Genomic DNA, 25,403 nt, shown 5'->3' with positions numbered 1-25,403 from the left:
CGCGGCCGACGGCGCGGCGCTGGTGTGCGGCGACGTGCGCATCGACCGGGAGACCGGGGAGATCACTCCCGGTGAGGGCGATGCGGACGAGACCGGTGCGGAGGGTGCCGGCACGGACGGGAGCCGCCCCGACGAAGAGGCCGCCGATCCTGCCACGGCCGCGGTGCCGCTCGAGCTCGAGGAGGACGGCACCCTGCTCGGTCCCGCGGGCCAACCGTATGCGGGTGTGTCCCTCGATCAGGAGGGACCGGTGCGGATGGTCGGTCCGGTGGAGGACGTGCAGGAATCCGAGGATGCGGGGCGGACCGGAACCGGCCCGTGGGCCGTCTCGGACGGAACGGTGCTCGCAGTGGTGAGCCCGGAGGAGGTCCTGTGGCAGCGGGGTCTCGATGCGGCCTCGGCAGCGGTCACCGGGCTGGGCTCGCTCACGGCGCAGCCCGGCTGGGCGCTCGAGGACGACGTGCTGGTGCTGGGTGCCGCTGACGCGGTCCGCGGTCTCGACGCGGCCACGGGCGAGGTGCTCTGGACCCTGGAGGTCCCGGGGCTCACCAGCTTCACCGTGAGCGGCGGACAGCTCCGCACCGTGGCGGACGGCGTGTTCACGGTCTTCGGCTTCGACGCCTCCACGGGGGAGGAGCAGGCCCGGGCGCAGCCGCCCGAGCCCGGACAGGAGGGCGGCGGTGCCGTCCTCGGCCCCGGCCGGGAGGCCTTCGAGAATGCGACGTTCGAGCTGCCGCCCACCTGCGCGGCCTTCGGCCTCCACTACTCCACGGAGTACCTGGGGGAGGAGGACGACGGGACATTCACAGGCCAGGGCGAGTTCCGGGACGGCACCGCCCAGGGCAGCGGCGCGGACTCCTACGGCAGCGTCGTGATCGACGAGGTCAGGCCCACACGGCTGGGCGAGTCGCCCGCGACCGCGGTGAGCTTCTCCTGCTTCGGCGGCGGAGCGTACGCCTATCCCTCCGTGGGCATCTACGACGCGGGGCTCACCCTGCTCGACTCCGTCGAGGTGTGGGGCGATCCCGCCGAGGGGCAGAGGCAGGACCTGCAGGCCTCGGCGATGGAGCCCGCGATGGCGGACCTGGGCGCGATGGGTCCGGTGCTCACCTTCAACCTGCGGGGCCTCGACCTCTACGGCGACGACTCCTGCCACGCCTGTGGCAAGTCCGGCTCCGCGGATCTCGCCTACCGGTGGGACGGGGAGCGGATGGTCCACGCGGACACGGTCTTCCACACGCCCTCGGGCGATGTGCGCATGCCGTCGCAGGAGAGCGTGCAGGCCTTCGTGGATGCGGTGGGAGCCGGGGACGACGAGGCGGCCTCCGCCCATGCGACGCAGAGGGTGATGGACTCACTCGAGGAGGTGCTGGGCGACGGGACCGCCGCGGACCCGCCCACGGTGCGCAGCGTGCACTTCGAGGGGAACACGGTGGGCGCCTGCGAGCCGGTGTCGTCGAACGCCACTCCCGCCGGTATGGGCGAGAGCGCCTTCTCCCTCGACGAGTACCGCTTCCACAGCGGCGAGACGCTCAGCGGCCAGCCCACCGCCTGGGAGGAGGAGGTGCGTGCCGGGGATGTGGTGTGCGGTGTGTCGATGCCGGACGGCCCTGCGGACGAGTACCACCTCTACCTGCTCATGCGCGGGCAGGCGGACGGCGGCTTCGAGGTCTATGAGGCCGGCCGCATGTTCGGCTGAGCACGCGCGGCCCGCTAGGCTCTGGCCCATGAGCGCTACCCCTGAATCGGCCCCTGTCCACCCCCTTCTCACCGGGCCGGAGGTCCGCAACCCCCTGTCCTCCAAGCTCAAGGAGGCGGGCAAGCTGCTCCGGCGCACCGGGCGGAAGCGGGAGCGCCGCTTCCTCGTCGAGGGTCCGCAGGCCGTGCGCGAGGCCGTGCGCCGCCAGGGTGAGCTGCGGCCGGTCGCCGCGACCGCAGGGCAGCACGAGGAGGGCCGCGAACCGCGCCCCGCCGGTGCGGTCCTGGACGTGTGGGCCACTCCGGAGACCGCCGAGCGGCACCCGGACGTCGTCGAGGCAGCCCGCGGAGCGGGGCTGCGCGTGCGGCAGGCAACGGCCGAGGCGCTGGCCGGCCTCACCGACACCGTCGCCTCCCAGGGCATCCTCGCCGTCGTCGAACAGCTGGACGTGGAGCTCGCGGACGTCCTCACCAGGCAGGCCAGGCTCGTCGTCGTGCTCTCGCAGGTGCGTGACCCCGGCAATGCCGGCACCGTGCTGCGCGTGGCGGACGCGGCGGGCGCGGACGCCGTGGTGGTCACCTCCTCGAGCGTCGACGTCTACAACCCCAAGACCGTGCGCTCCACCGCCGGCTCCCTGTTCCATGTGCCCGTGGTGACGAACGTGGGCCTGCCGGAGGTCGCAGAGCTCGCCCGCGCGCGCGGCCTCCAGGTGCTGGCCGCGGACGCGCATCCGCCGGCGCACGACCTCCACGTCCCCTGGGACACCGGCCTGGACCTCACCCGGCCCACCGCCTGGGTGTTCGGCAACGAGGCCTGGGGGCTGCCGGAGGCGGACCGTGCGCAGTGCGACTCCGCGGTGGCCGTCCCCCTCTACGGCCGGGCGGAGAGCCTCAATCTCGCCACCGCGGCGAGCATCTGCATCTACGAGTCGGCCAAGCACGTGCGTCTCTGACCTGCCGCACGGCGCGGCCGGCGTGCACGGATAGACTCATCCGTGTTGAACAGCATCCGTGAGGAGAAAGCAGGCAGATGACTCAGCCCAGTGCTGCCGAACAGCCACCCGTCGACCCCCGCGACGAGGCGGCGGTCACCGCCGCAGTGGAGGCCGCGCTGGCCGCCTTCGCCGCCGCCGGCGACCTCGAAGAGCTCAAGGCCGTGAAGATCGCGCACATGGGGGACCGCTCCCCACTCGCCCTCGCCAACCGGCAGATCGGCTCCCTCGAGAAGAAGGAGAAGGCCGCGGCGGGCAAGATCGTCGGCCAGTCCCGCGGTCGCGTGAACAAGGCCCATGCCGCCCGGCTCGCAGAGCTGGAGGCCAAGCGGGACGCCGAGGTGCTGGTCGCGGAGGCGATCGACGTCACCCTGCCGGCACCCCGCCGGCTCGCCGGTGCCCGGCATCCTCTCCAGCTGCTGCAGGAGCAGATCGCGGACCACTTCGTGGCGCACGGCTGGGAGGTGGCCGAGGGCCCGGAGATCGAGGCGGAGTGGCTCAACTTCGACTCGCTGAACTTCGGCCCGGACCACCCGGCGCGGCAGATGCAGGACACCTTCTTCGCGGATCCGCCGGAGGCCGGCCTGCTGCTGCGCACCCACACCTCTCCCGTGCAGTCCCGCAGCCTGCTGGAGCGCGGGGTGCCCCTCTACGTCGTCTGTCCGGGCAAGGTGTTCCGCACGGATGAGCTCGACGCCACCCACACACCCGTGTTCCACCAGGTCGAGGGCATCGCGATCGACCGCGGTCTGACGATGGCGAACCTCAAGGGCACGCTCGACGAGTTCGCACGCGCTATGTTCGGCCCGGAGTCGCTCACGCGTCTGCGACCGTCCTTCTTCCCCTTCACGGAGCCCAGTGCGGAGATGGACTTCTGGTTCCCGCAGAAGGTGGGCGGCGCCGGCTGGATCGAGTGGGGCGGCTGCGGCATGGTCCACCCCAATGTCATCCGCGCGGCCGGGCTGGACCCGGAGGAGTACCAGGGATTCGCATTCGGCATGGGCATCGAGCGGACGCTCATGCTCAGGGAAGGCATCAACGACATGCATGACATGGTGGAAGGCGATCTGCGCTTCTCCGCTCGTTTCGGGGTGAACGCCTGATGCGCGTCCCCCTCGAATGGCTCTCCGACTACGTCGACACCTCCGTCTCACCGGATCCGCACGCCCTCGCCGCGGAGCTCGCCGGCATCGGACTGGAGGAGGAGGACTTCTTCGGTCCCACGGTCTCCGGCCCGCTCACGGTGGGCCGGGTCCTCTCGGCGGAGCCGGAGGAGCACTCCAACGGCAAGACCGTCAACTGGTGCCAGGTGGACGTGGGCGAGGACGCACCGCGCGGCATCGTCTGCGGCGCGCACAACTTCTCCGCCGGCGACCTCGTCGTCGCCGCTCTCCCGGGTGCGGTGCTGCCCGGTGACTTCGCGATCGCAGCGCGCAGGACGTACGGCCACGTGTCCGACGGCATGATCTGCTCCGCCCGGGAGCTGGGGCTGGGCGAGGACCACGACGGGATCATCGTCCTCACCCGCCTGGGCCTGGACGAGCAGCAGCTCGCCGCGCTGCAGCCCGGGGACGACGCCACCGCCCTGCTGGGCCTCGACCGCGTCACCCTCGACGTGAATGTCACCCCGGACCGCGGCTACCAGCTGAGCATGCGCGGGATCGCGCGCGAGTTCGCCATGCTCAAGGGGCAGGAGTTCGCGGATCCGGCGGATGTCCAGGTCGAGGCACCGGACGCCGAGGGGTATCCGGTGGAGCTCGCGGATGCCGCCCCGATCCACGGCGTGCCCGGCTGCTCGCGCTTCACCGCCGTGACCGTCACCGGTACTGACCCGCAGGCGCGCACGCCGTTCTGGATGCAGCGCAGGCTGCTGGAGGCGGGCATGCGGCCCATCAGCCTCGCGGTGGACGTCACCAACTACGTGATGCTGGAGCTCGGGCAGCCGCTGCACGCCTATGACGCGGCCAAGCTCTCCGGGACCATCACCGTCCGCCGTGCGCAGGCGGGTGAGAAGCTCACGACACTGGACGACGTCACCCGCACGCTCGACCCGGAGGACCTCCTCATCACGGACGCCGGCGACGGTGCGCCGGGGAGCCGCATCATCGGCCTGGCCGGTGTCATGGGCTCGGCCGCACTCGAGGTCACGGACGCCACCACGGACATCGTCCTGGAGGCGGCCCACTTCGACCAGGTGACGATCGCGCGGACGGCGCGCCGGCACAAGCTCCCCAGTGAGGCGGCCCGGCGGTTCGAACGCGGTGTGGACCCGGAGCTCGGGCCCGCGGCGGCGCGGCGTGCGGCGGACCTGCTGGCGGAGCTGGCGGGCGGCACGGTGAGCCCCCACGTGACCGAGGCGGGCAGCGCCCCGGCACGGCGCGTCATCGACCTGCCCGCGGACCTGGCGACGCGCCGGGTGGGGGTGGAGTACTCGCAGGAGGAGGTCGTCGACCTGCTCGCCGCCGTGGGTGCCGAGGCCGTGCCGGCGGACGCGGACGCAGCGGTGCCGATGCTGCGCGTGACGGTGCCCAGCTGGCGTCCGGACCTCACCGAGGGCGTGGACCTGGTCGAGGAGATCGTCCGTGCCGGCGGCTACGGGGAGATCCCCTCCGTGGTGCCGCAGGCACCGGGCGGCTCCGGTCTCACCGCCGCCCAGCGGGCGCGCCGCCGCGTGTCGAACCTGCTGGCGGACTCCGGGCTGAGCGAGGTGCTCACCTATCCCTTCACCTCGGCGGAGCGCGCGGATCAGATGCTGCTGGGCGAGGACGACCCGCGCAGGGCGATGGTGCGGATCGCGAACCCGCTGGGCGAGGACCGGCCGCTCATGCGCTCAAGCCTCCTCGCCACCCTCACGGACGCCGTGGTGCGCAACACCGGCCGCGGGTTCAAGGACGTGGCGGTCTTCGAGGCCGGCCAGGTCACCGAGGGCGGGCGCCCCAGCGACCGTCCGGGTCCGCGCTTCCTGCCGGGCTACCACCCCACGGCCGCGGAGCTGGAGGACGTCTTCGGCAGCGTCCCTCACCAGCCCTTCCACGTCGCCGGTGTGCTCGCCGGCCACGCGGTGCCGCCGTCCGTGGCCGGTGCCGGCCGCCGGGCGGACGCACATGACGCGATCGAGCTCGTCCGGGAGATCGCCCGCAGCTGCGGGCAGACCGTCACCGTGAGGGCGGACGCGCGTGCGCCGTGGCATCCCGGCCGCTGCGCCCGGATCGAGCTCGCCTCCGGCGCCGTGCTGGGCTGGGCCGGCGAGCTCCACCCCAAGGTGTGCGAGAACCTGGGCCTGCCTGCACGCACCGTGGCCTTCGAGATCGATCTCGATGCGCTCGTGGCAGAACCCGATTCGCGCACGTGGGCGGGCGTGCTCTCGACCTACCCGGTGTCGCGGCAGGACGTGGCGCTCGTGGTCGACGCCGCGCTCCCGGCAGCGGAGCTCATGGAGACCCTGCGCACCGCTGCGGGTGAGGAGCTGGAGTCGCTGGAGGTGTTCGACGTCTACAGCGGGGACCAGGTGCCGGCCGGTCGCAAGTCCCTGGCGCTGCGCATGACCTTCCGCGCCGCGGATCGCACGCTCACGGCCGATGAGGCCTCCGCGCTGCGGGAGCGGGCCACCGCCGCGGCCGCTGCGGCACACGGCGCGGAGGTCCGGTCATGACGGCGGCTGATGCAGGAGGCCGGGCAGCCGGCAGTGCGGCCTACGCGCACAGCCTCGTGCTCGTCACCGGAGGTGCCCGGGGGATCGGGCGGCATCTGGCGGAGGGTTTCGTCCGTGCCGGGTACCCGGTGCTCCTCACCGCCCGTGGGGACGAGTCCGCACAGCGTGCGGCCGGTGAGATCGCGGCAGCGGCAGGCGCCGGCGCCTCGGCCCCGGTGCTCTCTCCGCGCGTCCGCGGCACGGCTCTGGACCAGACGGATCCGGCCTCCGTGGCCGCGCTCGCGGAGACGGTCGAGGCGCTGGGCCGGGAGTGGGACGCGCCGCTGTGTGTGCTGGTGAACAACGCCGGCATCGTGGAGAAGGCGGAGGGCCCGGTCTGGGAGATCGACGCCGAGGACATGGCCGCCGTGCTGGAGACCAATCTCGTGGGCGCCTTCCGGGTGACCCGGGCGCTTCTGCCCGGGCTCCTGGCGACCGCGGAGTCCAGCGGGGCGCCGGTGCGGATCATCGATCTCAACTCCGGCTCCGGCGCGCAGGGCACGTCCGCGCACGCGGCCTACTCTGCGTCGAAGGCCGGACTGTTCCGCCTCGCCCAGTCGCTCGTGGACTACGGCCACGAACGGGGCCTGCGGGTGTTCGAGATGGCACCGGGCGTCATCGAGTCGGACATGACGAAGTCGATGCCCATGCACGATCACCGCACGGCCGCGGACTGGACGGATCCCGCGGACGTCGTCGAGCTGGCTCTCACGCTGGCGTCCGGGGAGCTGGACGCCTGGACCGGAAGGTTCGTGCGGGCCGGCAGGGACACCCCGGCTGCGCTGCGCGAAGCGGCCTCCGGTCTCATCCCGGGAGACCTCTCCGACGGGACCCGGGTGCTCACCGTGCCCATGTAGCCTGGTCACGGCGGCGGAGACGCTGCTCCGCCGCCGTGCACTGTCCTCGCACCGCAGTTCGGCTCGTTCCCGGGAGGGTGGCATGAACGTCTTCTGGACCATCGTCCTCGGACTCGTGAATGCCGTGGTCGTGGGGGCGCTCGTCCGGCGTCTCATCACGGTGGGGACCGGCGCTCTGCGCAACACGCTCGTCTCCCTCGTCATGGGCCTGTCCATCTGGCCGGTGACCCTGCAGGCGTTCGAGATGCTGCAGATCACCCAGCGCGGCGACGTGCCGTTCCTGGGGATGAGCTTCCCTGCCGTCATGGTGTTCCTGCTCATCTTCGGCTGGTTCCTCACCATCCAGCTCTACGTCATGCTGGCCATCGAACTGGTGCTGCCCTCGGGCTCCTTCACGCAGGTGGCGCGGACGGCGGCGCGGATGCCGTCCTGGTACCGGACCACCAGGCGGCTGTGGGAGATCCAGGGCATCCTGTTCCGCTTCGGCCTGCGCCGGTATCTCAAACCGCGAGTGCCCAGCCTGCGCGTCTCGCGGAGGGAGCTCGCACGGACGGCGGCGGAGGCGCTCGCGGCCGCGGGGGTGTCCTTCGTCAAGCTGGGGCAGTTCGTCGCCACGCGTGCGGACATGATCCCCAGCGAGTTCGTCGAGGAGTTCTCCGCGCTGCAGTCGGAGGTGCCGCCGGTGCCCTTCTCCACCATCCGGCCGGAGCTGGAGAAGGCCTGGGGGCGTCCGCTGGAGGAGGTGTGCCGCGAGTTCGACGAGGAGCCCCTCGCGGCGGCCTCGGTGGCGCAGGTGCACCGCGCGGTCCTGCACAGCGGTGAGGAGGTCGTCGTCAAGGTCCAGCGGCCCAATCTGCGCAGACAGGTGCGTGCGGACTCCGCCATCATTATGAATCTCGCGGAGCGGTTCGAGAACTCCGCGCAGTGGGCCAAGAGCATCGGGCTCGTGGAGATCGCCCGCGGGTTCGTGGAGTCGCTGGCGGAGGAGCTGGACTACCGGGGCGAGGCCCGCCAGATGACGATCCTCGGCCGCTCCGTCGCACAGGTCTCCACCGCATTGGGCGGGCGAGCGGGCTCCGGCGCCCCGGACGACGCGCCCCGCGGCGGCATCGTGCGCATCCCGGAGGTCTACGGCGCGCTCTCCGGCGAGCGGGTGCTGGTCATGGACAGGATGGCGGGCCGGCCGCTGTCCCGCAGCGCGGAGGCGCTGGCCGGGACGTCCACGCTGGTGCGCCGGGAGATGTGCGAGCAGCTGTTCATGACGATCGCCCGCCAGATGCTGGACACCGGGGTCTTCCACGCGGATCTGCACCCGGGCAACATCATGGTCGCGCCGGACGGCACGCTGGGCCTCATCGACTTCGGCGCCGTCGGGCGCCTGGACGCGCGGGACCGCCGCGACGTGCTCACACTGCTGCTGGCCTTCGACAAGCAGAACTCGCAGGCGGCGACCAACGCCGTCATCGACATGTTCGGCATGCCGCCCGGGACGGACCTGCGGCGGATGCAGCGGGAGATCGGCCAGATCATGCTGCGCTTCGACTCCGGCGGCGCGGAGGAGCCCAGCCAGAGCGCCGATCCCACGGCGGCCGGCCGCTCGGGCGGAGCGGCCTCGGGCTTCTTCCGGGAGCTGCTGGACTTCGTGTTCGACCACGGCTTCGCGATGCCCACCGCTGTCGCACAGGCGTTCAGGGCCATCACCACGCTCGAGGACAGCCTCCGGAAGCTCGACCCGCGCAGCGATCTGCTCGGTCTCGTCCGCTCGCACGGCAGAGAGGTGCTCGCGGGCTCCCGGAACCTCCGGAAGACCCTCGACGACACGGCGCTCTACGCGAACGCGACGCTGCCGGCGCTGGCCTCTCTGCCCATTGAGGTGTCCCGTGTGGTCAAGCACCTGCAGGACGGCAGCCTCGACATCGGCACGAGCGGGCTGACGACGGATCTCATCCGCAACCTCGTGCGCACGGTGGTGGACCAGCTCGTCCAGGTGGTGCTCGCCACGGCCCTGGTGCTGGGCGGTGTCGTGATGATGGCGTTCGACTTCGGCCCGCCGCTGGCGGAGCAGCTCACGATCTTCACGTACTTCGGCGCCTGGGTGCTCATGGCGGGCATGGTGCTGGCCGGACTCGTGCTCGCACCTGCGCTGCGGGACCGCCGCGCCCTGCTCTGGTAGCACCTCCTGAATGCCGCGATCCCTCAGGGACGCCGTGGAACCGCGGACGTCGCCTGAGGGATCGCGGCGTTCGGCCCGGGCTGTGCAGCCCGGCCCGCCGCCGGCTCAGAAGGCGGGAGCGACCTCACCGTCGGGCCAGTTCTCCTCGATGAAGGTGCGGACCTCATCGGAGTGGAGCAGCTCGTCGAGCTTGACGATGGCCTCGTTCTCCTCGTCACCAGAGCGCACCGCGAGGAAGTTGCCGTAGGGGTTGCCCTCGGCCTCCTCGACGAGGATGCCGTCCTTCGTGGGGGACAGGCCTGCCTCGAGCGCGTTGTTGCCGTTGATGACGGAGGCATCGACGTCCGCGAGCGTGCGGGCGAGCTGTGCGGCGTCGGCCTCGACGAACTCGAGGTTCTTGGGGTTCTCCGCCACGTCGTGGATGGTCGCGGTCGTCACGTCCACGGAGTCGTCGAGCGTGATGACGCCGGACTTCTGCAGGAGGTCGAGCGCGCGTCCCTGGTTGGAGGGATCGTTGTTGATGCCGACCTGCGCGCCGTCCGGCAGCTCGTCGACGCTGTCGACGGACTCGGAGAACAGCGCGAAGGGCTCGATGTTGATGCTCTCGAACGCCGCGATCTCGTAGCCCTGGCCGTCCACCTCGGACTGCAGGTAGGGCATGTGCTGGAAGTAGTTCGCGTCGATGTCGCCGTCCACCAGCGCCTTGTTGGGCAGCGTGTAGTCGGTGTACTCGACGACCTCGATGTCCAGGCCGGCGTCCGCGGCGAGGTTCTCGTCGACGAAGTTGAGGATGTCGCCCTGGGGGACGGGGGTGGCGCCCACCTTGAGGGTGGTGACGCCGTCCGCCTCCGTGCCCACGGAGGACTCTCCGCCGCCGGCGCCGCAGGCGGAGAGGGTGAGGGCGGTCGCCGCGACGGCGGCCGCGAGGACGAGGTGCTTGCGCATGATGCTCCTTGTGTGGATGTGTGCGAGGTCGGGTGGGGTCATGGGACGGTATGGAAGCGGGCAGCGCGGAGCCGCGTGCGCCGGCCGCGGGGAGGGGCCGCGCTCACCTGCGGTGGTCGACGGCCTTCGCCAGGGCGTCGCCCAGCAGCTGCAGCAGCATGACGACTGCCACCAGCAGGACGATGCAGGCGATCATGGTGTCCGCCTGGTAGCGCTGGTATCCGTAGGAGATCGCCAGTGCGCCGAGGCCGCCTCCGCCCACGGCGCCGGCCATCGCCGTGTAGCCCACGAGCGTGACGGCGGTGACGGTCGCGGCGGAGACGAGGCCGGGCAGGCCCTCCGGCACGAGGACCTGGCGGATGATCTGCCAGTTGCTCGCCCCCATCATCTGCACGGCCTCGATCTTGCCGCCGGGGATCTCCCGCAGCGCGCTCTCCACGAGGCGGGCGTAGAACGGGATGGCTCCCACCGTGAGGGAGACGACGGTGGCCTGCCAGCCCAGTGCCGCCCCCGTGACGAAGCGGGCGAAGGGGATGAGCGCGATCATGAGGATGATGAAGGGGATGGAGCGGGTGATGTCCACGACGGCGGACAGCACGCGGTAGACCACGCCGTTGGGGGCGAGCCCGCCGCGGGCGCTCGAGTAGAGCCAGATCCCCAGCGGCAGGCCGACCACCACGGAGAACAGAGTGGCGAAGAGGATCATGAGCATCGTCTCGCCCAGGGACGGCAGCGCCTCGACCGTGATGGCCGGGTTGTCGAACCAGGTGGGGCGCTCGCGCGGCGTGACGGCGGTGAGCACGGCGTGGGAGTACAGGGTGTGCATCAGGCGGCGTCCTCCACGTGGTAGCCGGCGCTGGCCAGCGCACGGACGAGCGTGGCCCGGTGCTCCGGCCGCTCGGGGGTGATGCGGAGGCGGCCCGTCTGCACGCCGTCGATGACCTCGAGCGTGCCGGCCTCCACGGAGACGATGGGCGTGCCGGCCGCGCGGGCCGCGTCGAAGAGCGCGGAGACCGAGGTGCCGGCCAGGGCGACCTCCACGCTGGTGCCCTCCTGGGCCGCGGGGACGTGGGGCAGCGGCACGAGGTCCTTGGCCAGGGGAGTGCCGGGCGCGCTGAGGATCTCGCCCAGTGACCCGCTCTGCTGGACCCGGCCCGCGGCCAGGAGGGTGACGGAGTCGCAGATCTCGCGGACCACGGCCATCTCGTGGGTGATGATGAGGACCGTGATGCCCAGGCGGTCCCGCAGCGAGGAGATGAGCTGCAGGATCTGACTGGTGGTCGAGGAGTCCAGCGCCGAGGTGGGCTCGTCGCACAGCAGGATCTTGGGTTCGCAGGCGAGTGCGCGGGCGATGCCCACCCGCTGCTGCTGACCGCCGGAGAGCTGCGCCGGATGGTTCTGCGCGCGATCGGCCAGGCCCACGAGCTCGAGCAGCTCGAGGGCGCGGGAGCGCCGCCGGCTCCGCGGCACACCGGCCACGCGCAGCGGGTGCTCGACGTTGCCCAGCGCCGTGAGCGAGTCGAGGAGATTGGCGTGCTGGAACACCATGCCGATGTTCCGGCGTGCCGCCCGGAGCCGGGCGCTGCTGAGCTGGGTGATGTCCGTGCCGGCGATGAGCGCCTGCCCGGAGCTCGCGCGCTCCAGGCCTGTGAGGCAGCGGATGAGGGTGGACTTGCCGGCGCCGGACCGGCCCACGATCCCGTGGATCGAGCCCTCCTCGACGCGGAGGGTGATGCCGTCCAGAGCGGTCACCCCGGCGAACTCCTTCCGGAGCTCGGTCAGTTCGATCACGTGTGCGTCCCCCTGAAGACCTCTGCGGGCCGGCATGCCGCCGGCGCACGCCTGCGGCATGCCACTCAAGGGTGGGCCACCCTACTGAGGAGTACGACCAGAATCGACACAGAACGTCACAGTCCGCCACGTGACTGTGACGGACTGTGACTCCTCACACGGGAGCGGCGCGAGGGGCGGCTCCCGTTCGCCTCACGGCACCAGGACGACCTTGCCCGTCGTCCGCCTGCCCTCGAGTGCGCGGTGGGCCTCGGCAGCGTCCGCGAGCGGGAAGGTCTGCCCCACGCGGAAGTCCAGCCAGCCGGTCTCCAGTCCGTCGAAGAGCATGGAGGAGCGCTCGCGCAGCTCCTCCGGTGTGCGCACGAACCACTGCAGCGACGGCCGGGAGAGGAAGAGTCCGCCGCCGGAGTTGAGCCGCTGGATGTCGAACGGCGGAACCTGTCCGCTCGCCCCGCCGAACAGCACGAGCGAACCGCGGACGGCGGTGGCCTTCAGCGACGCGTCGAAGGTGTCCCTGCCGACCCCGTCGTAGGCGACGTCGACCCCGCGGCCCCCGGTGAGGTCGAGGACCGTCTGCGCCACGTCGACGCCGTCGCCGTAGAGGAAGACCTCGTCCGCGCCCGCCGCACGGGCGAGCTCCGCCTTCTCCTCGGTGGAGACGGTGCCGATCACGCGCCCGCCCAGATGCTTGACGATCTGCGTGAGGAGCAGGCCCACACCGCCGGCGGCGGCGTGGACGAGGGCCGTCTGACCGGCCTCCACCCGGTGCGAGCCCGTGGCCAGGTACTGCGCGGTGAGCCCCTGGAGGGGGAGGGCTGCGGCGGCCTCGAAGTCCACGCCCTCCGGCACGCGCATGACCATGTCCGCCGCCACGGCCACGCGGGTGGCGTAGGAGCCGGGGGCGTCGTGCCAGGCCACGCGGTCGCCGGGGGAGAAGTCCGTGACGCCCGCGCCCACCTCGGCCACCACGCCGGCGCCCTCGACGCCCACGATGTGCGGATAGCCCATGGGATAGACGCCGGAGCGCCGGTAGGTGTCGATGAAGTTCACCCCGGCGGCCCGCACGTCCACGAGGAGCTCGCCGGGGCCGGCCGCGGGTGCGTCGGCCGTGCCGTACTCCAGGACCTCGGGGCCTCCTGCGCTCATCGCGCGGACCGCCTTCATCTGCTCAGCCATGCTCTGCTCCTTCGCCTGCACGCCGCGCGTGCCGTCGTCGTCCGGTCGCTCCCATCGTAGGAGCCGGAACGCCCTGAGGGAGGCCCGCGTCTCACTGTGCGGAGCGTCTCACCGCGCGGAGGCCGGGAGGGAGTGCGCGAGGGCGCCCCTCCCCGGACTTGGATAAAAACGCGATGGTGCGTATGGTTATGCATATGCAGACCTTCACCGTCGCCGTCTCCGGCGCCACCGGCTATGCAGGGGGCGAGGTCCTGCGCCTCCTCGCCCGCCACCCGCAGCTCTCCGTCACCACCGTGGCAGGGCACTCCACGGTGGGAGAGTGCCTCGGCGCCCACCAGCCGCACCTCGGCTCGTACGCGGACATGGTCATCAGGCCCTCCGACGCGCAGACGCTCGCCGGCCACGACGTCGTGGTCCTCGCCCTGCCGCACGGGGCCTCCGGCGCCATCGCGGCGGAGCTCGCCGCCACGAGCCCGGAGACCCTCATCCTCGACCTCGCCGCGGACCACCGGCTCACCTCGGCGTGGGCGTGGGAGCACTTCTACCGGAGCGAGCACCAGGGCAGCTGGGACTACGGGCTGCCGGAGCTCATGCACGCAGACGGGACGAAGCAGCGCGAGGTGCTGCGGGAGGCGAAGCGCATCGCGGTGCCGGGCTGCAACGTCACCGCGGTGACCCTGGCCGTCCAGCCGCTCCTCGCCGCCGGCCTCGTCGATCCCACCTGCCTCACCGCGACGCTGGCCAACGGGGTCTCCGGCGCGGGCAAGGCGCTCAAGCCGCACCTGCTGGCCGGCGAGATCCTCGGCGACGTGAGCTCGTACTCGCAGGCGGGCACCCACCGGCACATCCCGGAGATCGAGCAGAACCTCGCCCGGGTGCTCGGCATCCCCGCCCAGGAGCAGCACGACGGCGGCGTCCGCATCTCCTTCACCCCCACCCTCGTGCCGACGGCCCGCGGCATCCACGCGACCGTGAGCGCACCGCTCGCCGCCGGGGTCTCCGCGGCCGAAGCCCCTGCGCGGGCCGAGGAGGCCTTCGCCTCCGCCTACGGTGAGGAGCCCTTCGTCACCGTCCTCCCCACCGGGCAGTGGCCGCGCACCGGCTCCGTGACCGGGTCGAACTCCGCGCATCTCCAGTACGGGATCGACGACCGCGCCGGCACCGTCCTCGTCACCGCCGCGATCGACAACCTGGTCCGCGGCACCGCCGGCCAGGCGCTCCAGTCCGCGCATCTCGCGCTGGGCCTGGACGAGGCGCTCGCCCTCCCCGTCGACGGCGTCGCGCCGTGAGCACCCACCACCCCCACTTCCCGTCAGGAGCGCACCGATGACCGTCACCCATCCGCAGGGCTTCTCCGCCGCAGGGCTCACGGTGGGCCTCAAGCCCTCCGGCAAGCCGGACCTCGCACTCGTCGTCAACGACGGGCCGGCGGACGCCGTCGCGGCCGTGTACACCTCCAACCGCTGCAAGGCGAACCCCGTGCTGTGGTCGGAGCAGGCCAGCGCTGACGGCCGTGCCAGGGCCGTCGTCCTCAACTCCGGCGGAGCCAACTGCTACACCGGCGAGTTCGGCTTCCAGACCACGCATCTCACCGCGGAGCGTGCGGCCGCGCTCCTCGGGGTCTCCCCGGTGGACGTGCTGGTGTGCTCCACGGGCCTCATCGGCGTGGGCGGTCAGGACTTCCGCGACAGGATCGTCGAGGGGCTGCCCGGGCTCGTCGAGGCCGCGGGTGCGGAGGACGCGCACGGCAGGAGCGCCGCCGAGGCGATCATGACGACGGACACCGTGGCCAAGACGGTGGCGCTGCAGCGGGAGGGCTACCGCGTGGGCGGCATGGCCAAGGGCGCGGGCATGCTCGCACCGGGGCTCGCGACCATGCTCGTCGTCCTCACCACGGACGCCGCCGTGGACCAGGAGGTCCTCGACCGCGCCCTGCGCGCGGCGACCTCCGTGTCCTTCGACCGCCTTGACACGGACGGCTGCATGTCCACCAACGACACCGTGATCCTCATGTCCTCCGGCGCCTCCGGCACGAGTCCGAGCGAGGCCGAGCTCACGGAGGCGATCACCCAGGCGTGCCTCGACCTCACCGGTCAGCTCCACGTCGACGCGGAGGGCGCGCATCACGACATCGCGATCACGACGCGGGGCGCGGCCACGGTGGCCGACGCCGTCACGGTGAGCCGCGCGGTCGGCCGCTCCAACCTCTTCAAGGCCGCGATCTTCGGTGAGGACCCCAACTGGGGCAGGGTCGTGGCGCAGGTGGGCGTGACGGATGCGGAGTTCGAACCCACCGCCATCGACGTCGCCATCAACGGCGTGCAGGTCTGCACCGGCTCCACCCCGGACGCGGATCCGGAGCAGGTGGTCTTCTCCCGCCGCGTGGACGTGGTCATCGACCTCCATGCCGGTGAGGAGTCCGCGACGGTGTGGACCTCGGACCTCACCCACGACTATGTGGAGGAGAACAGTGCGTACTCGACGTGAGCGCAGTGCAGCGGCGGGTTCATGCCGGCTGGAGAGAGAAGGTCGGAGCGGCGGCAGCGGCGGAATCGACACCGCGGCCCACAGTGGTCGGGGAGAGGGGAATTGCTGAGATGAACAGCGAGGAGCGGTTCGTGCAGGCGCAGTCCAAGGCCGCGGTGCTCACGGAGGCCCTGCCGTGGATCAAGGAGTTCGCCGGCGCCACCATCGTCATCAAATACGGCGGCAATGCCATGATCACGCCTGAGCTCCAGCAGAGCTTCGCGGACGACATCGCCTTCCTCCGCTTCGCCGGCCTCAAACCCGTCGTGGTGCACGGCGGCGGCCCGCAGATCAACGCGATGCTGGGCAGGCTCGCCATCGAGAGCGAGTTCCGCGCCGGCCAGCGCGTCACCAGCGAGGAGGCCGCCGAGGTCATCCGCATGGTGCTCGCGGGCCAGGTGAATCGGGAGATCGTGGCCCGCATCAACATGAACGGCGATGCGGCCGTGGGCCTCTCCGGCGAGGACGCGGACCTGCTGCTCGCGACCCCCACCACCGCCGTGGTGGACGGCGAGGTCGTGGAGCTGGGCCGGGTGGGCGAGATCCAGCAGGTCAACACGCAGTTCCTCCACGAGCTGCTCGATGCCGGGCGGGTCCCCGTCATCTGCTCGATCGCCGCGGAGATGGGCGGGGAGGCGGGCAAGCCGCTCAACGTGAATGCGGATCTCGCCGCGGCAGCGATCGCCCGCCGCATCCGGGCGGACAAGCTCGTGATGCTCACGGACATCGAGGGGCTCTACCGGGACTGGCCGGACCGGGACAGCCTCATCTCGCGCATCAGCCCGGAGGAGCTGCGCGAGCTGCTTCCCCGCCTGGACTCCGGCATGATCCCCAAGATGACCGCCGCGCTGGAGGCGATGGACGCCGGGGTGCACCAGGCGCACATCATCGACGGCCGCGTGGCGCACTCGCTCCTCATCGAGGTCTTCACCTCCGAGGGCATCGGCACCATGGTCACGCACGAGCCGGAACCGCAGCACACCGCTGACGCACACTCTGCGGGCGCACACACCCCCGCACATCCAGGAGGAGCACACACATGAGCGATCCGGACCACCACGCGGACTGGCAGTCGGAGTACCGCGGCGCGCTCATGCCCGTCTTCGGCACACCGCAGCGCCTGCTCGTGAAGGGCGAGGGATGCCACGTCTGGGACGAGACGGGGACCCGGTACCTCGACCTCCTCTCCGGCATCGCCGTGAACTCACTGGGTCATGCGCATCCCGCGATCGTCGAGGCAGTCACGGAGCAGATCTCCACGCTCGGTCACATCTCCAACTTCTTCGCCTCCCGCCCGCAGATCGAGACCGCGGACACGCTGCTCTCCCTGCTCAAGGCGCCGGAGGGCTCCACGGTCTTCTTCTCCAACTCCGGGGCCGAGGCCAATGAGGCGGCGCTGAAGATCACGCGCAGGACCGGCCGGTCGAAGATCGTCTGCGTCGAGGGCTCCTTCCACGGACGCACGATGGGTGCACTGGCGCTCACCTCGAAGGCCGCCTACCGTGCGCCCTTCGAACCGGGCGTGCCCGGGGTGGTGCACGTGCCCTTCGGCGACGAGGCGGCGCTGCGCGCCGCCGTCGACGCGGACACGGCCGCCGTGATCCTCGAACCCGTGCAGGGGGAGGCCGGCGTGCGCCGCCACCCCACCGGCTACCTCACGGCGGCACGGGAGGCCACGAGCGCGGTGGGCGCGCTGCTCGTCCTCGACGAGGTGCAGACCGGCGTGGGCCGCACCGGCCACTGGTTCGCCTTTCAGGACCCGGAGATCGGGGAGGGGGTGAGCCCGGACGTCGTCACGCTCGCCAAGGGCCTCGGCGGCGGCATGCCGATCGGCGCCACCGTCGCCTTCGGCAGCGCGGTCACCGGACTGCTCCAGGCGGGCCAGCACGGATCGACGTTCTCAGGCAACCCGGTGGTGACCGCCGCCGCGCACGCGGTCCTGAAGACGCTCGCTGCCGAGGGCGTCGTGGAGCAGGTCTCGCAGGTGGGCACCACGGCGCGGAACGCCCTGCGCGGCCTCGCCGAGGTCGCGGACGTCACCGGTGCGGGTCTCCTGCTCGGCGTCGAGCTCACGGACGGACGGGCCAAGGAGGTCGCCGCCGCCGCGCTGGAGGCCGGCTACATCGTCAATCCCGTGACCGCTTCGCGCCTGCGGCTGGCCCCGCCCCTCATCATCACCGAGGAGGAGCTGCTCGGATTCGTCCGCGCACTCCCCGGAATCGTCGCATCCGCGCACCGGGCGGCACTCACCGCCCAGGCCGCGGAAGAAGGAGCATCATGACCCGGCACTTCCTCAAGGACACCGACCTCACCCCGGCGGAGCAGGCCGAGGTGCTCGACCTCGCGGCCTCGCTGAAGGAGAGCCCGTACTCGCAGCGACCGCTCGAGGGGCCGCAGACGGTGGCGGTGTTCTTCGACAAGACCTCCACCCGCACCCGGGTGAGCTTCGCCGCGGGCGTGTCCCAGCTGGGCGGGAGCCCGCTCATCGTCAACCCCGGCGAGAGCCAGCTCGGCCACAAGGAGTCGATCGCGGACACGGCCCGCGTGCTCGAACGCATGGTCTCCGCGATCGTCTGGCGCACCTTCGCCCAGGCCGGCCTCGAGGAGATGGCCGAGCACTCCCGCGTACCGGTCGTCAACGCGCTCTCCGACGACTACCACCCGTGCCAGATCCTCGCGGACCTCCTCACCATCCGCGAGCATCGGGGCACCGGTGAGGGCAACGGCCTCGCCGGCCTCACCCTGACCTACTACGGCGACGGCGCGAACAACATGGCGAACTCGTACGCCCTGGGCGGGGTGAACGCCGGCATGCACGTGCGCATCGCGGCCCCCGCCGGCTACCAGCCGGCGGAGTCCGTCGTGGCGGAGGCGACTGCGCTCGCCTCCGCGACCGGTGGCTCGCTCACCGTCACGGACGATCCCGTCGCCGCCGCCGAGGCCGCTGACGTCCTCGTGACCGACACCTGGGTGTCGATGGGCCAGGATGCCGCCGGCCGTGACGACGAGGCGTCCCCGTTCGCGAAGTACCAGGTGACCGAGGAGCTCATGGAGCGGGGGAACGATCCGATCTTCCTCCACTGCCTGCCGGCCTACCGGGGCAAGGAAGTGGCCGCGTCCGTCATCGACGGCCCGGCCTCGGTCGTGTTCGACGAGGCGGAGAACCGGCTGCACGCGCAGAAGGCGCTGCTGACCTGGCTCCTGGCCCGGAGCTGAGAGCGGCATGGACCACGGCGAGTCCGCGCAGCCGCAGACCAAGACCGCACGCCAGAGGCTCATCGTCTCCCTCATCGAGCGCGAGCCCGTGTCCTCGCAGTCGGAGCTGCTGCGGCGGCTGGCGGACCACGGGGTGAAGGTCACGCAGGCCACCCTGTCCCGCGACCTGGGCGAACTGGGCGCGGTCAAGGTGCGGGGCACCTCGGGCGCGGTGTACGCGGTGCCCGGCGAAGGGGGCGACCGGGCCGGCCTCTTCGCCGCACAGGGCGCGGACGTCTTCGACGCCAAGCTCCAGCGGCTGCTGGAGGAGGTGCTCGTGAGCGCGGTGCGCTCCGGCGCGCTCGTCGTGCTCCGCACCCCTCCGGGGGCGGCGCAGTACCTCGCGAGCGCGATCGACCGCTCCGTGGTGCGCGGGGCGATCGGCACGATCGCCGGCGACGACACCGTCGTGGTCATCGCCTCCGGGGACGAGGACGGCGAGCGGCTCACGCGGCTGTTCCTCGAACTCGCCGGCCAGGGCGAGCACGGACGGATGCCGGACGCGTGAGCGGCCGGGCGGACGGATGTAGCAGACTAGACGCGAAGCGAATGACTAAGGAGAACAAGCAATGACTGAACGCATCGTGCTCGCCTACTCCGGCGGGCTCGACACCTCCGTGGCGATCGGGTGGATCCACGAGGCCACCGGCGCCGAGGTCGTGGCCATGGCCGTCGACGTGGGCCAGGGCGGCGAGGACCTCGAGACGATCCGCCAGCGCGCGCTGGACTGCGGTGCGGTCGAGGCCTATGTGGCCGACGCCCGCGACGAGTTCGCGGACGAGTACTGCATGCAGGGCCTCAAGGCCAACACGCTGTACATGGACTCCTACCCCAACGTGTCCGCGCTCTCCCGCCCGCTCATCACCAAGCACCTCGTGCGCGCGGCCCGCCAGTTCGGCGCGACCACCGTGGCGCACGGCTGCACGGGCAAGGGCAACGACCAGGTCCGCTTCGAGGTCTCGCTCACCTCGCTGGCGCCGGACCTGAAGTGCATCGCACCGGTCCGGGACCTCGCGCTCACCCGTGAGGCCGCCATCGAGTACGCGGAGCGCAACGAGCTCCCCATCATCACCACCAAGTCCAACCCGTTCTCCATCGACCAGAACGTGTGGGGCCGGGCCGTGGAGACCGGGTTCCTCGAGGACATCTGGAACAGCCCCACCAAGGACGTCTACGACTACTCCGACGATCCGGCGTTCCCGCCGCCGGCGGACGAGGTCACGATCGAGTTCGCCCAGGGCGTCCCGGTGAGGATCGACGGCCGCGACGTCACGCCGCTGCAGGCCATCGAGGAGCTCAACCAGCGTGCGGGCGCACAGGGGATCGGCCGCATCGACATCGTCGAGGACCGCCTCGTGGGCATCAAGTCCCGCGAGGTCTACGAGGCCCCGGGCGCCATGACGCTCATCAGCGCGCACCGCGAGCTGGAGAACATCACGCTCGAGCGTGAGCAGGCCCGCTTCAAGAAGCTCGTGGACCAGCGCTGGACCGAACTGGTCTACGACGGCCAGTGGTTCTCGCCGCTGAAGAAGAACCTGGACTCGTTCATCGACGCCTCCCAGGAGTACGTGTCCGGTGAGATCCGCATGGTCCTGCACGGCGGCCGCGCGACCGTCGAGGGCCGCCGCTCGGACTCGACGCTCTACGACTTCGGACTCGCCACCTACGACGAGGGCCAGACGTTCGACCAGTCCGCCGCCCGCGGCTTCATCGACATCTACGGCCTGTCCTCGAAGCAGGCTGCGGCCCGCGACGTGAAGTTCGGACGGAACGAGCTGTGAGCTCAGCCGCCGAGGCCCCGGGCAGCGGCGGGGGAGAGGAGCGCGTCAGCCTGTGGGGCGGCCGGTTCGCCGCCGGCCCCGCGGATGCGCTCGCCCAGCTGTCGAAGTCGACGGACTTCGACTGGCGCCTCGCCCGCTACGACATCGCCGGTTCGCGGGCCCACGCCCGGGTGCTCTCCCGCGCGGGACTGCTCTCCGACGAGGATCTGCGGGGCATGCTCGAGGCCCTCGACACCCTCGAGGCGCGCGTGGTCGACGGCACCTTCACCGCCGCGGACTCCGACGAGGACGTCCACTCCGCCCTGGAGCGCGGCCTCATGGAGATCGCGGGACCGGAGCTGGGCGGCCGCCTCCGGGCGGGCCGTTCGCGCAACGATCAGATCGCGACTATGGGGCGCATGTATCTGCGCGATCATGCGCGCGTGATCGCGGGCCTCGTCCTCGACGTGGTCGAGGCGCTGGTGGAGCAGGCCGCCGCACACCCGGAGGCACCCATGCCGGGGCGCACGCACCTGCAGCACGCCCAGCCGGTGCTGCTGGCGCACCACCTGCTCGCGCACGCCTGGCCGCTCATGCGGGACGTGGAGCGGCTGCGCGACCTCGACGCCCGCCTCGCGGTCTCCCCGTACGGCTCCGGTGCGCTCGCCGGATCCTCCCTGGGGCTGGACCCGCAGGCCGTCGCCGCGGAGCTGGGCTTCGCGGACTCGGTGGAGAACTCGATCGACGGCACCGCCTCCCGGGACGTGTTCGCGGAGTACGCCTTCGTCACCGCGATGATCGGCGTCGACCTGTCCCGGCTCAGCGAGGAGATCATCGCGTGGGCGACGAAGGAGTTCTCCTTCATCACCCTCGACGACGCCTTCTCGACCGGCTCCTCGATCATGCCGCAGAAGAAGAACCCGGACGTCGCGGAGCTCACGCGCGGCAAGGCCGGCCGTCTGATCGGCGACCTCACCGGTCTCCTGTCCACGCTCAAGGCCCTGCCGCTGGCCTACAACCGTGATCTGCAGGAGGACAAGGAGCCGGTGTTCGACGCCACGGACACCCTGGAGCTGCTGCTGCCCGCCTTCACGGGCATGGTCGCGACCCTGGTGTTCCACACGGACCGCATGGAGCACCTCGCTCCCCGCGGATTCGCCCTTGCCACGGACATCGCGGAGTGGCTCGTCCGTCAGGGCGTGCCGTTCCGGGTGGCGCACGAGCTCTCCGGCGAGGCCGTGGCGCTCGCGGAGTCCCGCGGCGTGGAGCTGTGGGACCTCACGGGCGCGGACTACGCGGGCATCTCCGCGCATCTCACTCCGGAGGTGCGCGAGGTCCTCACCACGCACGGGTCCATCGACTCGCGCAGCGCCAAGGGCGGCACCGCCCGCGCGGCCGTCGCCGCGCAGCTGGAGAACGCACGTGCGCAGCTGTCCGCCCTGCGGGAGTTCGCGGGTCAGCGCCTGCGCTGATCCTCCGCCGCCCCGGACTCCGCCGTGCGGTCCGACCGCGCCGGCACCGCCCGTTCCTCCTCGGCTCCTCGCCGGGGCGGAGCGGGCAGTTTCCTGTCCGCTCCGCACGGATGTCTAGAATTGGCACGGCGTGCGACCGCGACCCGGCCGGGACCTCGGCTGCAGGGGCGGGCGGCGCGAGAGAAGCGAAAGGAACACCGTGACCGACATCCTCAGCGAGCTCCAGGCCCGCGACCTGGTGGCCCTGTCCACCGACGAAGACGCGCTCCGGCGCTCGCTGCGCGAGGAGGCCGTGAACTTCTATGTGGGATTCGACCCCACGGCGCCCAGCCTGCACATGGGCAACCTCGTGCAGATCCTCTTCGCCCGCAGGCTGCAGGAGGCCGGCCACAATCCCTTCGCCCTGGTGGGCGGCGCGACCGGTCTGATCGGCGATCCGCGCATGTCCGGGGAGCGCACCCTCAACCCGCGCGAGGTCGTGGACGGCTGGGTCGAGCGGATCCGCTCCCAGATCGAGCGCTTCCTCGACTTCTCCGGGCCCCACGCGGCGCAGATGGTGAACAACCTCGACTGGACCGGGCAGATGACCGCGATCGACTTCCTGCGCGACGTGGGCAAGCACTTCTCCGTCAACCGCATGCTCGCCAAGGAGACCGTGTCGACGCGGCTCAACAGCGAGCACGGCATCTCGTTCACGGAGTTCTCGTACCAGATCCTCCAGGGCAACGACTTCCTCGAGCTCTACCGCCGGCACGGGATCACCCTGCAGACGGGCGGTTCGGACCAGTGGGGAAATCTCACCTCCGGTACGGACCTCGTCCGGCGGGTGGAGCAGAAGACGGTCCACGCGATGGCGACACCGCTCATCACCAAGGCGGACGGCACCAAGTTCGGCAAGACGGAGGGCGGCACCGTCTGGCTGGACCCGGAGCTCACGAGCCCCTACGCCTTCAGCCAGTTCTGGCTCAACGCGGACGACCGCGACGTGGTGAAGTACCTCAAGGTGTTCTCGTTCCGCTCCCTGGAGGAGATCGAGGACATCCGGGTGCGCTTCGAGGAGGCTCCGCACACGCGGCTCGCGCAGAAGGCCCTCGCGGAGGAGATCACGGCGCTGGTGCACGGCGAGGAGCAGACCGCGCAGGCGTTCGCCGCGGCCGAGGCCCTCTTCCGCGGAGGAGAGCTGCGGGCCATCGCCCCGGACGTCCTCGCCGCCGCCACGGCCGAGCTGCCGCAGGGAACCGTGAGCGCCGCCGCCGTCGCGGCGGGGCTGCCGGTGGCGGAGGCCTTCGCCGAGGCCGGGATCGTGAAGTCCAGGTCCGAGGCCCGCCGCGCGCTCAAGGACGGCGGGGCCTACGTGAACAACGTCAAGGTCTCCGGTGAGGACGCCGTGCTGTCCACCGACGACGTGCTGGCCGCCGGCGAGCACGGTGTGATCGTCCTGCGCCGCGGCAAGAAGACGCTGGGCGCCCTGGTGGTCTCCGGCAGCTGACCGGATCAAGCGGCGGACCGGAGGGTGAGCGGACCGGACCGGTGAGCGGAGTGAGCGGCATCAGCGCCGGCGGAGACGCACACGGGGAGAGGAAGTGGACATGATGGTGACGCGAGCAGGCACATGGCAGCGGGAGCAGCCGGCGTCGTGGCGCGGGATCCTCGTGTTCAGTCTCCTCGCGCTGGTTCTGGCCTGGTGCGTCGCCGCTCCGCTCTGGTACTTCACCGCCGGCGTACCGGTGTTCGGCGATCGTTCCGGCCTCGTGGACCCGGCGGCGCTCCAGAGCCTGGGCGAGAGCCAGGCGTTCGTCACCGCCGTGGCGGTGCTTCCCTCGGCCATGATGTTCACCCCGCTGCTCGCCGCGTGGATCACCCTGCGCTGGGTGGAGGGCGTGAGGTTCCGCGAGATGCTCCGTGTGCTGGGTGTGGTCGCCGCACCCGGCGTGGAGCCCGCGCAGTCTCGCAGCCGCGCACTGCTGCGCCTGCTGGAGAGCTGCGCGCTCGGCATCCTCGGCACATGTGTGCTCGTGGCGGCCTCCGTGGGCGTCGCTGTCGCCTGCGGTTGGCTCCACGTGGACACGACCTTCCCCGCCATCGGCCCGGCGGCGGCCCAGGCGGGCCTTCCGGTGGGTGCCCTGGTCGCGGCGCAACTGGCGATGATCCCCTTCGCCGCCGTGCTTCCCAATGGGCTCCTTGCCGCGGGTGAGGAGCTGGGCTGGCGCGGCTACCTGCTGCCGGCACTGGTCTCTCGTACGGGAGTGTCGCTCGCCCTGCTGCTCTCCGGTGTGGTGTGGGGAGTGTGGCATGCGCCGCTGATTCTGCTCGGGTACAACTTCGCGCGTCCGGACATGACCGGTGTCCTCCTCATGATCGCCGGGTGCATAGGAGTGGGGGCCTGGTTCTCGTGGCTCCGGCTCCGCTGCAGGACGGTGTGGCCCGCGGTCGTGGCACACGGTGCACTCAACGGTGCCGCGGGCATCTATCTCCTGATCGGCGGAGCGACTCCGGCGGACGGAGCGCTGGCCGGTCCGCTCGGTGCCGCCGGGTGGATCGTGTGCGGGGCAGGCATCCTGGTGTGGACGATTGTGGCCGCGGTTCGCGGACGGGAGTCGGTGAAGCCAACGGAGTGAGAACCCGGGTGTTCCAGTCTGCGATGCAGGTCACGGGGTTCTGAGTTGCCTGCCCGGGCCGCCTCGGTCTAGAGTTACATCTCGTTGCCCCGGCCAGAGCGCACAGCGCGGGACGGGACAGCGACCGGGAAGTGAGTACCCCACGGACTGACGGCGAGTCGGTTTGCGGATGCGAAGGCTTGACGGTAAGCTGGTTCAGCGCTCCGTCTGGTCGGAGTGGTTCACCAATCTTTGAGGGTCATGGCCGTGTGGTTGTGGGTAGTAGGGGTTTGTGTGTCTGTTCTTTGAGAACTCAATAGCGTGTTCATGCATTTTTGTAGCTTTTTATGATGCCAGTTTATTTGATTGATGAGCTGGATGCCACACGTGCTGGACCCCGTTCTGGTGGGTGTGGTGTTTATGCCGGGTTGAATACGAACCTGTAGACAGCACGACCGGCACACTGGTGT

At 71.3% G+C, this 25,403-nt stretch carries 20 protein-coding genes; 16 read left to right on the top strand and 4 right to left on the bottom strand.

Going from position 1 to position 25,403, the window contains the following annotated elements; translation table 11 throughout:
• The 6 genes from Q0A33_RS11430 to Q0A33_RS11405 form a co-directional block, all read left to right on the top strand.
• Positions 1–1,699: PQQ-binding-like beta-propeller repeat protein (locus tag Q0A33_RS11430; RefSeq protein WP_291796555.1), on the top strand; the 1,699-nt coding region annotated here is incomplete at its 5' end.
• 28 nt (positions 1,700–1,727) lie between these two features.
• Positions 1,728–2,651, top strand: a complete 924-nt coding sequence (locus tag Q0A33_RS11425; protein ID WP_291796552.1) for an RNA methyltransferase — start codon at positions 1,728–1,730, stop codon at positions 2,649–2,651.
• A gap of 77 nt (positions 2,652–2,728) precedes the next feature.
• Positions 2,729–3,793 carry a phenylalanine--tRNA ligase subunit alpha gene (pheS, locus tag Q0A33_RS11420; RefSeq protein WP_291796549.1) on the top strand — a complete coding sequence of 355 codons (1,065 nt, stop codon included), beginning with the start codon at positions 2,729–2,731 and terminating at the stop codon, positions 3,791–3,793.
• A complete protein-coding gene (pheT, locus tag Q0A33_RS11415; protein ID WP_291796545.1) occupies positions 3,793–6,342 on the top strand; it encodes a phenylalanine--tRNA ligase subunit beta in 2,550 nt (849 codons plus the stop codon). Before pheS ends, pheT begins: the two co-directional genes overlap by 1 nt.
• Entirely contained in the window at positions 6,339–7,238 is a 900-nt protein-coding gene (locus Q0A33_RS11410; protein ID WP_291796543.1) for an SDR family oxidoreductase, read from the top strand. The genes pheT and Q0A33_RS11410 overlap by 4 nt, the downstream gene beginning before the upstream one ends.
• A gap of 82 nt (positions 7,239–7,320) precedes the next feature.
• Entirely contained in the window at positions 7,321–9,411 is a 2,091-nt protein-coding gene (locus tag Q0A33_RS11405; protein WP_291796540.1) for an AarF/ABC1/UbiB kinase family protein, read from the top strand.
• Between the two features lie 105 nt (positions 9,412–9,516).
• On the opposite strand, the gene Q0A33_RS11400 is transcribed toward Q0A33_RS11405, so the two are convergent.
• The 4 genes from Q0A33_RS11400 to Q0A33_RS11385 form a co-directional block, all read right to left on the bottom strand.
• Positions 9,517–10,356, bottom strand: a complete 840-nt coding sequence (locus Q0A33_RS11400; RefSeq protein ID WP_291796537.1) for a MetQ/NlpA family ABC transporter substrate-binding protein — start codon at positions 10,354–10,356, stop codon at positions 9,517–9,519.
• Positions 10,357–10,459: 103 nt separating this feature from the next.
• On the bottom strand, positions 10,460–11,182 hold the full coding sequence (locus Q0A33_RS11395) for a methionine ABC transporter permease (protein ID WP_291796534.1): 723 nt from the start codon (positions 11,180–11,182) through the stop codon (positions 10,460–10,462).
• Positions 11,182–12,147: an ATP-binding cassette domain-containing protein gene (locus Q0A33_RS11390; protein WP_291796531.1), complete on the bottom strand. Its 966-nt coding sequence runs from the start codon at positions 12,145–12,147 to the stop codon at positions 11,182–11,184. Before Q0A33_RS11390 ends, Q0A33_RS11395 begins: the two co-directional genes overlap by 1 nt.
• A 192-nt stretch (positions 12,148–12,339) precedes the next feature.
• Entirely contained in the window at positions 12,340–13,311 is a 972-nt protein-coding gene (locus tag Q0A33_RS11385; RefSeq protein ID WP_291796558.1) for a quinone oxidoreductase, read from the bottom strand.
• 206 nt (positions 13,312–13,517) lie between these two features.
• Here Q0A33_RS11385 and argC point away from each other — a divergent pair, with 206 nt between their 5' ends.
• The 10 genes from argC (at position 13,518) to Q0A33_RS11335 (ending at position 24,954) form a co-directional block, all read left to right on the top strand.
• On the top strand, positions 13,518–14,612 hold the full coding sequence (gene argC / locus Q0A33_RS11380) for an N-acetyl-gamma-glutamyl-phosphate reductase (protein WP_291796528.1): 1,095 nt from the start codon (positions 13,518–13,520) through the stop codon (positions 14,610–14,612).
• A gap of 37 nt (positions 14,613–14,649) precedes the next feature.
• Positions 14,650–15,810: a bifunctional glutamate N-acetyltransferase/amino-acid acetyltransferase ArgJ gene (gene argJ, locus Q0A33_RS11375; RefSeq protein ID WP_291796524.1), complete on the top strand. Its 1,161-nt coding sequence runs from the start codon at positions 14,650–14,652 to the stop codon at positions 15,808–15,810.
• A gap of 110 nt (positions 15,811–15,920) precedes the next feature.
• Positions 15,921–16,892, top strand: a complete 972-nt coding sequence (argB, locus tag Q0A33_RS11370; protein WP_291796521.1) for an acetylglutamate kinase — start codon at positions 15,921–15,923, stop codon at positions 16,890–16,892.
• A complete protein-coding gene (locus tag Q0A33_RS11365) occupies positions 16,889–18,130 on the top strand; it encodes an acetylornithine transaminase (protein WP_291796518.1) in 1,242 nt (413 codons plus the stop codon). Before argB ends, Q0A33_RS11365 begins: the two co-directional genes overlap by 4 nt.
• Positions 18,127–19,065 (top strand): ornithine carbamoyltransferase, encoded by a 939-nt coding sequence (argF, locus tag Q0A33_RS11360; protein WP_291796515.1) that lies wholly within the window; start codon positions 18,127–18,129, stop codon positions 19,063–19,065. Before Q0A33_RS11365 ends, argF begins: the two co-directional genes overlap by 4 nt.
• Positions 19,066–19,072: 7 nt before the next feature.
• Positions 19,073–19,612: an arginine repressor gene (gene argR / locus Q0A33_RS11355; RefSeq protein WP_291796512.1), complete on the top strand. Its 540-nt coding sequence runs from the start codon at positions 19,073–19,075 to the stop codon at positions 19,610–19,612.
• 61 nt (positions 19,613–19,673) lie between these two features.
• Entirely contained in the window at positions 19,674–20,885 is a 1,212-nt protein-coding gene (locus Q0A33_RS11350) for an argininosuccinate synthase (protein WP_291796509.1), read from the top strand.
• A complete protein-coding gene (argH, locus tag Q0A33_RS11345; RefSeq protein ID WP_291796505.1) occupies positions 20,882–22,336 on the top strand; it encodes an argininosuccinate lyase in 1,455 nt (484 codons plus the stop codon). The genes Q0A33_RS11350 and argH overlap by 4 nt, the downstream gene beginning before the upstream one ends.
• 199 nt (positions 22,337–22,535) lie before the next feature.
• Complete coding sequence (gene tyrS, locus Q0A33_RS11340; RefSeq protein ID WP_291796503.1) at positions 22,536–23,825, top strand: tyrosine--tRNA ligase; 1,290 nt, start codon at positions 22,536–22,538, stop codon at positions 23,823–23,825.
• Between the two features lie 100 nt (positions 23,826–23,925).
• Entirely contained in the window at positions 23,926–24,954 is a 1,029-nt protein-coding gene (locus Q0A33_RS11335) for a CPBP family intramembrane glutamic endopeptidase (RefSeq protein WP_291796499.1), read from the top strand.
• Positions 24,955–25,403 lie beyond the last annotated feature (449 nt).

It is taken from the genome of Brevibacterium sp. (assembly GCF_022712115.1).
Lineage (GTDB): Bacteria > Actinomycetota > Actinomycetes > Actinomycetales > Brevibacteriaceae > Brevibacterium > Brevibacterium salitolerans.
The sequence above is the reverse complement of the archived record's forward strand: the minus strand, read 5'-3'. Positions and strand labels throughout refer to the sequence as shown.